Source organism: Streptococcus humanilactis, assembly GCF_019448275.1.
Lineage (GTDB): Bacteria > Bacillota > Bacilli > Lactobacillales > Streptococcaceae > Streptococcus > Streptococcus humanilactis.
The window spans coordinates 434,720-447,542 of record NZ_JAHXBZ010000001.1 but is presented as its reverse complement, the minus strand read 5'-3'; the positions used below and the strand labels follow the sequence as shown (position 1 = coordinate 447,542).

The 12,823-nt window shown below is 37.3% G+C and carries 12 protein-coding genes and 1 pseudogene; 8 read left to right on the top strand and 5 right to left on the bottom strand.

Features of this window, described 5'->3' with window-relative positions; translation table 11 throughout:
* Positions 1-14: 14 nt before the first annotated feature.
* The 3 genes and pseudogenes from KV696_RS02075 to KV696_RS02065 form a co-directional block, all read left to right on the top strand.
* On the top strand, positions 15-482 hold the full coding sequence (locus KV696_RS02075) for an 8-oxo-dGTP diphosphatase (RefSeq protein ID WP_000091549.1): 468 nt from the start codon (positions 15-17) through the stop codon (positions 480-482).
* A gap of 206 nt (positions 483-688) precedes the next feature.
* Positions 689-1,456 carry a class I SAM-dependent methyltransferase gene (locus KV696_RS02070; RefSeq protein WP_000342213.1) on the top strand — a complete coding sequence of 256 codons (768 nt, stop codon included), beginning with the start codon at positions 689-691 and terminating at the stop codon, positions 1,454-1,456.
* 97 nt (positions 1,457-1,553) lie between these two features.
* A pseudogene (locus tag KV696_RS02065) lies at positions 1,554-1,727 on the top strand (8-oxo-dGTP diphosphatase); the annotation flags it as partial.
* On the opposite strand, the gene KV696_RS02060 reads toward KV696_RS02065, so the two are convergent.
* The 5 genes from KV696_RS02060 to coaB form a co-directional block, all read right to left on the bottom strand.
* On the bottom strand, positions 1,724-2,239 hold the full coding sequence (locus tag KV696_RS02060; RefSeq protein ID WP_125454474.1) for a transcription repressor NadR: 516 nt from the start codon (positions 2,237-2,239) through the stop codon (positions 1,724-1,726). The pseudogene KV696_RS02065 and the gene KV696_RS02060 overlap by 4 nt on opposite strands.
* 12 nt (positions 2,240-2,251) lie before the next feature.
* Positions 2,252-2,779 (bottom strand): ECF transporter S component, encoded by a 528-nt coding sequence (locus KV696_RS02055; protein WP_001097393.1) that lies wholly within the window; start codon positions 2,777-2,779, stop codon positions 2,252-2,254.
* 177 nt (positions 2,780-2,956) lie between these two features.
* Positions 2,957-3,520: an ECF transporter S component gene (locus KV696_RS02050; protein ID WP_050103755.1), complete on the bottom strand. Its 564-nt coding sequence runs from the start codon at positions 3,518-3,520 to the stop codon at positions 2,957-2,959.
* A complete protein-coding gene (gene coaC / locus KV696_RS02045) occupies positions 3,504-4,055 on the bottom strand; it encodes a phosphopantothenoylcysteine decarboxylase (protein ID WP_219966718.1) in 552 nt (183 codons plus the stop codon). Before coaC ends, KV696_RS02050 begins: the two co-directional genes overlap by 17 nt.
* An 11-nt stretch (positions 4,056-4,066) precedes the next feature.
* Positions 4,067-4,756 (bottom strand): phosphopantothenate--cysteine ligase, encoded by a 690-nt coding sequence (gene coaB, locus KV696_RS02040; protein WP_219966717.1) that lies wholly within the window; start codon positions 4,754-4,756, stop codon positions 4,067-4,069.
* A gap of 135 nt (positions 4,757-4,891) precedes the next feature.
* On the opposite strand from coaB, the gene KV696_RS02035 reads away from it, so the two are divergent.
* The 5 genes from KV696_RS02035 to pcrA all read left to right on the top strand — a co-directional run bounded on the left by KV696_RS02035 (position 4,892) and on the right by pcrA (position 12,793).
* Positions 4,892-6,058, top strand: coding sequence for a hypothetical protein (locus tag KV696_RS02035; protein ID WP_219966716.1), 1,167 nt, complete (start codon positions 4,892-4,894; stop codon positions 6,056-6,058).
* The gene (locus tag KV696_RS02030) at positions 6,051-7,526 is read left to right on the top strand and encodes a hypothetical protein (RefSeq protein ID WP_219966715.1); all 1,476 of its coding nucleotides are present in this window, start codon (positions 6,051-6,053) and stop codon (positions 7,524-7,526) included. The genes KV696_RS02035 and KV696_RS02030 overlap by 8 nt, the downstream gene beginning before the upstream one ends.
* A gap of 174 nt (positions 7,527-7,700) precedes the next feature.
* Entirely contained in the window at positions 7,701-9,371 is a 1,671-nt protein-coding gene (locus KV696_RS02025; RefSeq protein WP_219966714.1) for a formate--tetrahydrofolate ligase, read from the top strand.
* A 21-nt stretch (positions 9,372-9,392) separates the two neighbouring features.
* Positions 9,393-10,367 (top strand): GTP pyrophosphokinase, encoded by a 975-nt coding sequence (locus KV696_RS02020; protein ID WP_000414385.1) that lies wholly within the window; start codon positions 9,393-9,395, stop codon positions 10,365-10,367.
* Positions 10,368-10,501: 134 nt separating this feature from the next.
* Positions 10,502-12,793 (top strand): DNA helicase PcrA, encoded by a 2,292-nt coding sequence (gene pcrA, locus KV696_RS02015; protein WP_219966713.1) that lies wholly within the window; start codon positions 10,502-10,504, stop codon positions 12,791-12,793.
* The last annotated feature ends 30 nt before the right edge of the window (positions 12,794-12,823 follow it).

Genomic DNA, 12,823 nt, shown 5'->3' with positions numbered 1-12,823 from the left:
AAGCGAGTAAATTTATGTCCCGTTCCCAATTAACGATTTTAACAAACATTTGTCTGATTGAAGATCTTGAAACCCAGCGCGTGGTTATGCAGTATCGCTCTCCTGAAACTAATCGCTGGTCTGGTTATGCCTTTCCTGGAGGTCATGTTGAAAATGGTGAGGCTTTTGCGGAGTCTGTCATTCGTGAAATCTATGAAGAAACAGGGTTGACTATCCAAAATCCTCAACTTGTCGGCATTAAAAATTGGCCTCTGGATACAGGTGGGCGCTATATTGTCATTTGTTACAAGGCGACTGAGTTCTCTGGTAGCCTTCGCTCTTCAGATGAAGGAGAAGTTTCTTGGGTGAAAAAAGACCAGATTCCAAACTTGGATCTGGCCTATGATATGTTACCCTTGATGGAGATGATGGAAGCTCCTGACAAATCTGAATTTTTCTACCGCCACCGTACAGATGATGGCTGGGAGAAAGAAACTTTTTAGTTCTATGATTAGTCGATAGGTGTTATCTTTTAAAGTAAGGTACTGAAATATAGGCTAAGTATGGTGGTGTAAGTCAACTGAATATCTCTAAATTTCTTATTATTCTTTTCGATCTATATTTTGAACAATCTCCACCTTCAATGTTGAAATCGGAGAGTGTTTTGTTTTATGGTATAATCTTAAAATATGAAAGGAAGTATCAGAAAATGGATGATAAAGTAATTGAACAATATAAAAGTCATGATAATCTTGATATTCGAGTAGAATTGCATAAGAACTATTCAAAAAATAAATTAGGATTTAACAATTGGATATTTTCCAACTACCAAATCACTAATGAAGTAAAGGTTCTAGAATTGGGATGTGGTACAGGAGAACTGTGGAAAAGTAATAGTGATTCTATAGATAAAATGAAGCAGTTGGTTATTACAGATTTTTCTAAAGATATGGTGAGAACAACGAGGTCAGTGATTGGAAATAGAGACAATGTTAACTATGAAATAATGGATATTCAAAAGATTTCTTTTGAGGATGAAACGTTTGATATTGTTATTGCTAATATGCTTCTACATCATGTCAATGATATTCCTAAAGCTCTTTCTGAGGTGAATAGAGTCTTAAAAACAGGAGGAATTTTTTACTGTGCTACATTTGGTGAAAATGGAGTTGTAGATTATTTGTCAAGTTTATTTAAAGATGATGTTAATCAAGATTTGGAAAATAAAACGTTTACTTTACAAAATGGCAAAAGGTACCTGAGTAGGTATTTTAACTCTGTCGATACATTACTCTATGATGATGAGTTACAGGTAACTAGCATAGATGATCTAGTTAAATACATCCAATCCTTTAAAGGAATTTCAGAAATAGGTTCGCTAGAAGAAAAAGTCATTCGTAAAAGATTAGAAGTACATTTTTATAAAGGTGAGTTAATTATTCCTAAAGAATATGGTATGTTTATTGCTCGAAAGTAAAATTAAGGGAACGAAATTGTGAAAAATTAAGGAGAAGCTTTTCAATATAAAATCAAGCGGATAGTCTTTAGAGCCTGCTATAGCGGATTCTATATATACATCTCAATCTTTTGGATTTGGAGAAGTTTCTTGGGTGCAAAAAGACCAGATTCCAAACTTGGATCTGGCCTATGATATGTTACCCTTGATGGAGATGATGGAAGCTCCTGACAAATCAGAGTTTTTCTACCGTCATCGTATAGAAGACGATTGGGAAAAGAAAATTTTCTAATCCTTTACTAAATAACCGAGCTGATCCAAGGCCTCCTCGATATAGTGGAGGTCTTGTTGTGTTTCGGCTTCGACTAGGTGGTAATGGATACCATCTGTCAATTCAGACAGAGGTCTAAAATCTGAATGTTCGACTTGCTCTAGAAAATGTTGCACATCTCTGCGACAAGACAGTTTAAGTAAGGTTTCAATTTCTCCATAGACGGGATGGTCAATCAAGGTATTTTGAACACGTCCACCATTATCAACGATAGCAAAGAGTTCTTGACCGATTTCTTCAACTTCATGTTTCACTTTGAAAAGTTTGTGAACATAAGGATTGGTTTCAATTTGCTTATAGATGTAGCCACGATTGGTGGATAGGATAGGAGCGCCATCGGCTCTTAAAATTGCGATGTCCTGTACAATGACCTGACGTGTGACATGAAAATGTTCCGCCAAACTTTGGCCATTAAGGGCTTTAGGAGCTTCTTTCAAGAGTTGGAGCAGAGCATGTTTGCGATCTTTTGTCATAGCTTTTCCTTTTTAACGGCGTTTTCGAAGCACTTTATAGACAGCTAGTGCTAATGTATAGTCTACCATACTATGGATAATTGTGCCAAATCCAACTAGTACAAATAGAACATAAAACATATTTTCTACATTGGTACCGGAAGTTGCATAAAAAACGACACAAGCTAATACTTCAGCAAGGGCATGGACAAGAGCTAACACAAAGTTGAAAATCCAGGAAGCTTTTGGTTTATCTAGGGTATCGGGGAATTTTTGTAGGTAAAGAGCCCCCAAAGTCCCAAAAAAGATATGGGAAAAAGCTCGAAAAACGATAACCATGGGATAGCCAGCCATCAAAAATCCGAAACTAGAAGCTAGGATGACAAAAACAGCCATCAAGGGCGATAAGAACATGGCAATAAAAATAGCGATGTGGCTTCCTAAAGTATAGGAAGCAGGTGGAATGACAATCTTGAAAGGCATAACAATTGGAATCAAAATTGCAATAGCCGTTAAGAGGGCAGTCATTGTCATAAATTGTGTCTTTTTCCGTGTGTTCATAAGAATCTCCTTTTTGTCTGTATATACACTAGTATAGTACAATAAACAAGACAATAAAGCAAGGATTTACTTGAGTTTATAGGCCATTTTAAATTAAATATTGGTAAAGATTTCACTAATAATAGTAACGATATAGAGCAAAATCTCCACCTTCAAGTTTGAAAGCGGAGATTATTTTTATTTCTTCAAGGTTTGTAGTCTTGGAACAATGGCTAGGGTTAGAACTGCGGAAATGACTAATTCTGCAATCGAATTTGTTGAGATAACAGTTGCTAGGAGTTTTTGGATATTACCATCAAAAACATTTCCAAAAAGGTAGAAAATTCCACCAAGTACAAAGACTGTGTTGGTAAGTGAACCAAGGGCACCAGCTAAAATCAGACCAGTTTTGTTTTTCATCAGTTTATAGACTAGATACGGAGTTAAACCAATCAAAATACGTGGGACGATGGCAATGATAGCTGAGTAAATGTTACCGTTTGGGACGAATGGTGAGAAGAGGTAGCTTGTCGGTAGAATTGTAATCGTATTAACTGTCAAGCTAAGAAGTCCCATCAAAAATCCAAGTGTAACCCCAACTCGTGGACCATAGATAATGCTGGCAATAATGACAGGAATATGAACAATGGTCGGTTTGATTGGAAATGGAAAAAGGTTAAAGGCAAGCGAGCTCAGAAAGTGTATCACGAGCATGGTTGCAAAAAAGATAGCAATAGGTGCAATATTAGATCGTTTTTTCATCGAGAGTTTCCTTTATTCTTTCTAAAATAATTGTGAGGTCAGCTAAAGCTCCTCGTCCATGGTCTCCACAAGCTAGTAGGGATTTCTTAGGAGCAATCAGCTGATAGCCGTATGTTTCTAATGTTTTCAGATTAGTCTGAGTTGCCGGATGGTCATACATTTTTGTATTCATTGCTGGTGCGATGAGTTTGGGAATATGACTGGGCAGGGCTAGAGCTGTACTGGTTACCATGTTGTCCGCAAAGCCGTGGACTAGTTTTGCAATAGTGTTAGCTGTTGCAGGTACCACGATAAATAAATCAGTTTCTTTACCAAGTTCGATATGATTAACCTGTTCAGGATAGGGTTCCTTCATGACATCCAAGTGGACAGGATTCTGTGAGAGTACCTGTAGTGTCAAAGGTTGGATAAACTCTGTAGCAGCCTGAGTCATTAAAACAGTGACTTGATGGCCTTGTTTTTTTAGAGAACTGACTAAATCTGCCGACTTATAAGAGGCGATTGAGCCCGTTACAGCCAAGAGAATGTTTGCCATAGCTTTCCTTTCTAAGAATGATAGGCTTGAATTTTTTCAAGGAGGAGTTTTGCAATTTCTTCTTTAGTCTGGACTGTTTGAAGCTGATCTTTTTCAACAAAGATAGCTCTGTGCTGGTTTGCTGAAATTTGAGTCAGGTCATTTGCGATAATCAAGTCTGCTTGGTTCTTGATAAGACTTTTTCTAGCAATGTCAACCAGATGGTCTTCGGTAACATCAACCAGTAGCTTAAAGCCAATCAGATGAATAGCTGGATTCCACTCCTTGACTAAAGAGATGATTTTTGGTGTTTTTTTCAGGAATAAAACCTGAACCTCATCAGTTGAAGAAATCTTAGCTTGATGATTCTGCTTGCTTAAAAATTCTTCTAGATTAGAGCTAGCCTGAACCTCCTCAAGCCCCGTCATATAAACAGGAGTGTAGTCAGACACCGCCATTGAGTGAATCAAAACCTGATATTCCTTAACACGTTCTTGCATTTCAAGAAGAAGGTCGTTGGTATTGTTAATTTCTCGAATGCTTAGGTTGGGATGGGTTTCTGGCTTCAGAGCTCGTTTTGTCGTCATTAAACAAACTTCATGCCCTGCAGCAAGCAAGGTTTCTGTGATGATTTTCCCCAAGCGACCTGTAGAATGGTTAGTGATAGAGCGGACGCTATCGATAGCTTCACTGGTACCGCCCGATGTAACTAAAATTTTCATAGCACTATTGTACACAAAAATAAACGGTAAGTAAAATGAAAGTGATAAAAATTGAGTAAATTAATATATGGTCGATTTTGACAATCTCTCCTGTTTATAGGATAATAGAAATATATGCAATAAGGAGAATGCTGAATGAATTTTTTTAAATTTGCTGACAATTTTACAAAAGAAGCTAGTAAGGTATTGAATGATGCTGGATCCGCTACCAGTAAAGTATTAAATGAAGCAGGTAAATTTACTGGAGAAGCTATTACAGAGTCTGTAAAAGTTATAGAAGATGTTTCAAGTCAGGTTGGCGATGTTATCACAGATGTTTCTGAAAAAGCTATTGGGGTAGCTAGTGATGTGGTAGAACATGTAACTAAAGCTTCATCGGAAACTTTTAATGAAGCAGGTAAAATAGCGAATAATACGAAAGAACAAATTGATGCTGTTGACCTCTTTAATTCTAAACTTAGACAAGAAGCTGTCGAGGGATATAAAGAATCTATAAGATTGTATAACGATGAAGCTGATAATTTAGCTAATAAATCAACAGAACTCTATCAGGTTAGGGAAAAAGCAGTCAAAGTTGTAAAAATTATTGAAGAAAGAATTAGTAAGCTAGCAAATAAGCCAAAAGAGTTTGAAACAAAATTAGAAGAAATTGATGTTGAAATTCAGAATTTTGAAGATAAGCAAATTGCTATTTCACAGTCAATTAAGGAAGCTGAATTAGCAAGTGGTAGTACAGCGGCTACGGCTTCTCTTAGTGCATTAGGAGTAACAGTTGCAACTTTAGGGCCTACTGCCGCTATGGGTGTTGCAACTACATTTGGTGTTGCATCAACAGGTACTGCGATATCAAGTTTGACAGGTGCTGCAGCAAATAGCGCCGCTCTGGCTTGGTTAGGTGGTGGAAGTGTAGCAACTGGTGGCGGTGGAGTGGCAGCAGGTAACGCATTTTTAGCTTTGGCTGGTCCTGTCGGTTGGGGAATTGCAGGCGTTATGTTGACCGCTTCTGTAGGCGCTGGTGTAGTAGCTAATAGGAAAAATGAAGAAGTTGCAAGAGAGGCTATAGAGGAACAGAAAAAGGTAGAATTGTTGGCTAGACAACTTAAAGAAAAAGTAATAGAAGTTACGGAATTAATAGAATTAACTGAAAAACAAACAGAAGGAATTTATTTAGCCAATTTATCTTTAACTGGAATGGACTATAGCTTATTTACTGAAGATGAAAAATATAAAGCAGGTAATTTAGTGAATTCAACATTATCACTAACAGCTATGATAAATAAGGAAATTAAAATAAATGGTTAATCAAATTTTTAATCAAGCATTTAACCAAGGTATTGGAGCATATGTCAATTGCTTAAATAACTTAAGAATTCAAGACTTACAAATTGCTATGAAAATGATAGAAGATGAAGCTCGCAATGTCATCTTAAACAAGGATAATGCCTCTAAAATTTTAGATTATGCTAAAGATAATATAGAAGATGTTATTGTTAAAAATCGTGGCGGTGATCGTGGAGTACATGGTTTTATAGCAGAGTTTGCAGAAGCAGGAATTGTAAATGCAAGGAGAGCAATTGAGGGATTAAAACCAATAGTTAAAGTATTGAATGACAATGGACCAGCCGATTTATTAATTGGTAGAAATACTATTCAAATGAAGTTTTATAATAATTTACGTGATGAATTAGAACAATCATTTTTTTACAATACAAAAATGAAAATGATGTTTCCAAAAGATCACGTTCAAGTATTTGAAAAAATAATGGCAGGAGCAAAAGAAGTTGAATTTAATGGCAAGAGATTGTCCATTAAACAAATTACGGATATACGCCAAATGATTAATGATATCACTGAAAGCAAGGGACTTACTTCATACAAATCTTGGATGAAATCCTCAGCTCTAGATTATAAAGACGCTCAAAAGAATTCAATTAACTCTCTATTGGATTCTGAACAGAAAAATATTTATAAAACGGTCAGACTGAAACAACAAGAATTAAATAAAAAAAGATTAGTAGCCCAAAAACATGCATTGCCAAATTTAAAAGAAGCTAACAAGGTTGCAAGGAACGCCGCTTTTTTACAGGGTGGTTTAGCTTTGATGTCGAGTGTGTATGGAAAATTTAAAGAAGGAAAAAATATTTTCGAATTCGAACAATCAGATTGGTTAGATTGTGGATTGAATACAGCTGAAGGAGTTGTAAAGGGTGCAATATCTGGTTATTCTATTTATGGATTAACAAACGTCTTGGGGATTAGTGCCCCAAATGCTAGTGCTTTAGTTATGGCAACTTATGGAATGATAGATATTGTTCTAAAGTATAGATCTACAGAAATAACCCAAGATGAATTTATGAATCTTTTGACATTAAATGTAATGGATGCTTCCTTTGCAACAATTGGTGCTTGTATTGGTCAAGCAATGATTCCTATACCAGTTCTGGGTTCTATTGTGGGTTCAATGGCCAGCTCACTCATTTGGGAAATAGGGAAGGGAATATTAAATGATAGCGAACAAAAAATCATTCAAGACTACCAGGAAAATCTGAATAATTACATAAAAATTTTAGATAGACATTATCTTGGTATTTATAACGAAATAATAGAAAAATATAAAAAATTGGGTAAATTACAAGATTATTCGTTTGATTTATCGTTAAATACTAAACTTAGTTTTGAATATTCTATTGAGTTGGCAGAAAAATTAGAAATTGAAAACACAAGAATTTTACATAATTTATCTGAAATTGACAGCTATTTTCTTGACTAAATTATTTTTTCATTATTATATAGTTTCAAACTATAAAGGCATATAAAATTTAAGAAAGGGCTCTAAAAACCTTAAAAACAGGGATATTTACGAACGTTTAGAGAGTTTTGGGATGTTAAAAATCTTGTTTTGTGTTATAATGAATTATCATATAAGAGGTTAGAGGAGTTTTGAATGAAAACAGATATTGAAATCGCACAGAGTATTGAGTTGAAGCCAATCGTTGATGTTGTAGAGAAACTTGGTATTTCTTACGATGATTTGGAGTTGTATGGAAAGTACAAGGCTAAGCTCAGCTTTGATAAAATTCGTGCAGTTGAGAGCAATCCAGTTGGGAAATTGATTTTGGTTACTGCCATCAACCCAACGCCAGCAGGTGAAGGAAAATCAACTATTACTATTGGTCTTGCGGACGCCTTGAACAAGATTGGTAAGAAAACCATGATTGCTATTCGCGAACCATCTCTTGGTCCAGTAATGGGTATCAAGGGTGGTGCCGCTGGTGGTGGTTACGCTCAAGTTCTGCCAATGGAAGACATCAACCTTCACTTCACTGGAGACATGCATGCCATTACGACTGCTAATAATGCTCTTTCTGCCTTGATTGACAACCACTTGCACCAAGGGAATGAGTTGGGAATTGACCAACGTCGTATCCTTTGGAAACGTGTTGTGGACTTGAATGATCGTGCACTTCGTCATGTGACCGTTGGACTTGGTGGTCCTCTAAACGGTATTCCTCGTGAGGATGGCTTTGACATTACCGTCGCTTCCGAAATCATGGCGATTCTTTGCTTGGCAACAGACATCGAGGACTTGAAACGCCGTTTGGCTAATATTGTTATCGGTTATCGCTATGATCGTACCCCTGTTTCTGTAGGTGATTTGCAGGTCGAGGGTGCCTTAGCATTGATTTTGAAGGATGCTATTAAGCCAAACTTGGTTCAGACAATTTACGGTACACCTGCCTTTGTACACGGTGGTCCATTTGCCAATATTGCTCACGGATGTAACTCTGTCTTGGCAACTACAACAGCTCTTCACTTGGCTGATTACACAGTTACTGAAGCTGGTTTTGGTGCAGACCTTGGTGCTGAGAAATTCCTTGATATTAAGACACCAAACTTGCCAACATCTCCAGATGCAGTAGTTATTGTTGCAACCCTTCGTGCCCTTAAGATGAATGGTGGAGTGGCTAAAGACGCTTTGACAGAAGAAAACGTAGAAGCTGTTCGTGCCGGTTTTGCTAACTTGAAACGCCACGTTGAAAATATCCGTAAATTTGGTGTACCTGCAGTTGTAGCAATCAATGAATTTGTCTCTGATACTGAAGCAGAAATCGCAGCATTGAAAGAACTTTGTGCCTCAATCGATGTACCAGTTGAACTAGCAAGTGTCTGGGCTGATGGTGCAGAAGGTGGAGTAGCACTTGCCGAAACAGTTATAAAGACTATCGCTGAAAACCCATCTAACTATAAACGTTTGTATGACAATGACCTTTCTGTCCAAGAAAAGATTGAAAAGATTGTTACTGAAATCTACCGTGGTAGCAAAGTGAACTTTGAGAAGAAAGCTCAAACACAAATCGCTCAAATCGTTCAAAACGGTTGGGACAAATTGCCAATCTGTATGGCTAAGACCCAGTATAGTTTCTCAGACAATCCAAATGCACTTGGAGCACCAGAAAACTTTGAAATTACCATTCGCGAATTGGTGCCAAAATTAGGTGCAGGCTTTATCGTTGCCTTAACTGGTGATGTCATGACCATGCCAGGCCTTCCAAAACGACCAGCAGCCCTCAACATGGATGTTGAAAGTGATGGAACAGTTCTAGGTTTGTTCTAGTATATTGAGAGATATAGAATTATGGAAAAAAATTTGAAAGAAATATTGTCACAATTTGATTCAACTAAAAATAATTACGAGAGACTTTTAGAATATATTGAAGCCACAATTAAAAGTCTTATGGAAAATGAAAAAATACAAATTCATGAAATTAAAGGAAGGATTAAAGATAGAGAAAGTTTAAGCAAAAAAATTGAAACTAAAGACTATAAATATTCCAGTTTGTCAGAAATAACTGATATTTGTGGAATTAGAATTATCACATATTTTTCGGACGATGTAGATAAAATTGCTTCTTTACTTGAAGAGGAATTTGATTTAGATCAGGACAATTCTATTGATAAACGAAAAACTCAAGATCCTACTAAATTTGGCTATGTATCTTTACACTATATTTTAAAATTAGGAGGAAGTAGAGCAGGATTAACTGAAAATATTAATTATAAAGAATTAAAATTTGAAGTTCAGATAAGGACTATTTTGCAGCATGCTTGGGCGGAGATAGAACATGACTTTGGATATAAATCTGATCAAGATGTTCCTGAAAAAATTAGAAGAAGATTTTCAAGATTAGCTGGTTTAATTGAGTTAGCTGACGATGAATTCATGGAAATTAAACGATATGAAAAGGAATATACTAATAGAGTTGAAGAAGGATTCAAAGAGAATTCTAAAAGTATAAAAATTGATTCTATAAGTATTTCAGCCTTATTAGAAAGTGAATCTTATATCAACTTTATTGAAGAAAATTATGATCAACATAATATAGAAATTAGGTATCCTGGTGGAAAATTTAAAGATGATAGAATTTCTAAAATTGTCAATTATTGTGAACAATTAGGTATTAAAACGATTGATGAATTAGAAAGTAAGTTCAAAAGTGAATTTCCAAATTACTTTAGTAGATGGATTGAAGAAAAAAATAACTATTTTTATACTTGGAATACTACACCTTTACTAGAGGTTCTTTATAATTTAAATAATTCAACTAGATAATCACGTTAAGTATTGTGAGAAGTCCCATCTATATTCGGATGGGATTTTGCTATTTGTCTAGTCTCTGTAAAATTTCTATTTTTCCTGATTTCTGATATAATAGAAATATTGACTTCAAGAGTAAGGAAGAGAAGATGAACGCATTATTAAATGGAATGAATGACCGTCAGGCTGAGGCGGTGCAAACGACAGAAGGTCCCTTGTTGATTATGGCGGGGGCTGGTTCTGGAAAGACCCGAGTTTTGACCCACCGCATTGCTTATCTGATTGATGAAAAGCTGGTCAATCCGTGGAATATCTTGGCCATTACCTTTACTAACAAGGCTGCGCGTGAGATGAAAGAGCGTGCTTATAGCCTCAATCCAGCTACTCAGGACTGTCTGATTGCGACCTTCCACTCCATGTGTGTTCGTATTTTGCGTCGCGATGCGGACCATATTGGCTACAACCGTAATTTTACAATTGTCGATCCTGGTGAACAGCGAACTCTTATGAAACGTATTCTTAAGCAGTTAAACTTGGATCCGAAAAAATGGAATGAACGGAGCATCTTAGGAACTATTTCCAATGCTAAGAATGATCTGATTGATGATGTGGCTTATGCTGCCCAAGCTGGAGATATGTACACGCAAATCGTGGCCCAGTGTTACACTGCTTACCAAAAAGAACTGCGTCAGTCGGAGTCGGTTGACTTTGATGATTTGATTATGCTGACCCTGCGTCTCTTTGATCAGAATCCTGATGTTTTGACCTACTACCAGCAGAAGTTTCAATACATCCATGTTGATGAATACCAAGATACCAACCATGCCCAGTACCAATTGGTCAAACTCTTGGCTTCCCGTTTTAAAAATATCTGTGTGGTTGGGGATGCTGACCAGTCTATCTACGGTTGGCGTGGTGCTGATATGCAGAATATTTTGGATTTTGAGAAAGATTATCCCCAAGCCAAGGTTGTTTTGTTGGAGGAGAATTACCGTTCAACCAAAACTATTCTCCAAGCTGCCAACGAGGTCATTAAAAACAATAAAAACCGCCGTCCTAAGAATCTCTGGACCCAAAATGCTGATGGGGAGCAAATCGTTTACTATCGTGCCAATGATGAGCTAGATGAGGCTGTATTTGTAGCTAGAACCATCGATGAACTTAGTCGCAGTCAAAACTTCCTTCACAAGGATTTTGCAGTTCTCTATCGTACTAATGCGCAGTCTCGTACTATTGAGGAAGCCCTGCTCAAGTCCAATATTCCTTATACAATGGTCGGCGGGACCAAGTTCTACAGCCGTAAGGAAATCCGTGATATTATTGCTTATCTCAACCTCATTGCTAATTTGAGTGACAATATCAGTTTTGAGCGTATTATCAACGAGCCTAAACGTGGAATTGGCCCAGGTACTGTTGAGAAAATCCGTGATTTTGCCAATATGCAAAACATGTCCATGCTAGATGCTTCAGCTAATATCATGTTATCTGGTATCAAGGGTAAAGCAGCCCAGTCAATTTGGGATTTTGCCAATATGGTTCTGGATTTGCGGGAGCAACTGGACCAATTAAGTATCACTGAGTTGGTTGAGGCGGTTCTAGAAAAAACAGGTTATGTAGATATTCTTAATGTCCAAGCGACTCTAGAAAGCAAGGCTCGGGTTGAAAATATCGAAGAGTTCCTCTCTGTGACGAAAAACTTTGATGACACCTCTGATGTGCCCGAAGATGAAACTGGTTTGGACAAACTGAGTCGTTTCTTAAATGACTTGGCCTTGATTGCGGATACAGATTCAGGTAGTCAGGAGACATCAGAAGTGACCTTGATGACCCTGCATGCTGCTAAGGGTCTTGAGTTTCCAGTTGTATTTTTGATTGGTATGGAAGAAAATGTCTTTCCGCTTAGCCGTGCGGCTGAAGATCAAGATGAATTAGAAGAAGAGCGTCGTCTTGCCTATGTAGGTATTACGCGTGCAGAGAAAATTCTCTATCTGACCAATGCCAACTCGCGCCTGCTTTTTGGTCGTACCAACTACAACCGTCCGACCCGATTTATTAACGAAATCAGTTCAGACTTGCTTGAGTATCAAGGTCTGGCTCGTCCTTCAAATTCAAGCTTTAAGGCATCTTATAGCAGTGGTGGGGTTGCCTTCGGTCAAGGTATGAGTTTGGCGCAGGCACTCCAAGACAGTAAACGCAGTGCAGCTCCAAAAACTATCCAGTCAAGCGGTCTCCCATTTGGTCAATTTACAGCTGGTGCAAAATCATCTTCTAATGAGGCAAGTTGGTCCATTGGTGACATTGCCCTCCACAAGAAGTGGGGAGAGGGAACTGTTCTGGAAGTTTCAGGTAACGGAGCTACTCAGGAATTAAAAATCAATTTCCCAGAAGTAGGTTTGAAAAAACTTTTAGCCAGTGTGGCTCCAATTGAGAAAAAAATCTAATTTTCCATCCTTCTCACGAATAATAAAGTG

What these genes read in the sequence shown, in the direction of transcription:
- KV696_RS02075 (WP_000091549.1), top strand. Translation starts at nt 15, where the DNA reads ATGTCCCGTTCCCAATTAACGATTTTAACAAACATTTGTCTGATTGAA.
- KV696_RS02070 (WP_000342213.1), top strand. Translation starts at nt 689, where the DNA reads ATGGATGATAAAGTAATTGAACAATATAAAAGTCATGATAATCTTGAT.
- KV696_RS02060 (WP_125454474.1), bottom strand. Translation starts at nt 2,239, where the DNA reads ATGACAAAAGATCGCAAACATGCTCTGCTCCAACTCTTGAAAGAAGCT.
- KV696_RS02055 (WP_001097393.1), bottom strand. Translation starts at nt 2,779, where the DNA reads ATGAACACACGGAAAAAGACACAATTTATGACAATGACTGCCCTCTTA.
- KV696_RS02050 (WP_050103755.1), bottom strand. Translation starts at nt 3,520, where the DNA reads ATGAAAAAACGATCTAATATTGCACCTATTGCTATCTTTTTTGCAACC.
- coaC (WP_219966718.1), bottom strand. Translation starts at nt 4,055, where the DNA reads ATGGCAAACATTCTCTTGGCTGTAACGGGCTCAATCGCCTCTTATAAG.
- coaB (WP_219966717.1), bottom strand. Translation starts at nt 4,756, where the DNA reads ATGAAAATTTTAGTTACATCGGGCGGTACCAGTGAAGCTATCGATAGC.
- KV696_RS02035 (WP_219966716.1), top strand. Translation starts at nt 4,892, where the DNA reads ATGAATTTTTTTAAATTTGCTGACAATTTTACAAAAGAAGCTAGTAAG.
- KV696_RS02030 (WP_219966715.1), top strand. Translation starts at nt 6,051, where the DNA reads ATGGTTAATCAAATTTTTAATCAAGCATTTAACCAAGGTATTGGAGCA.
- KV696_RS02025 (WP_219966714.1), top strand. Translation starts at nt 7,701, where the DNA reads ATGAAAACAGATATTGAAATCGCACAGAGTATTGAGTTGAAGCCAATC.
- KV696_RS02020 (WP_000414385.1), top strand. Translation starts at nt 9,393, where the DNA reads ATGGAAAAAAATTTGAAAGAAATATTGTCACAATTTGATTCAACTAAA.
- pcrA (WP_219966713.1), top strand. Translation starts at nt 10,502, where the DNA reads ATGAACGCATTATTAAATGGAATGAATGACCGTCAGGCTGAGGCGGTG.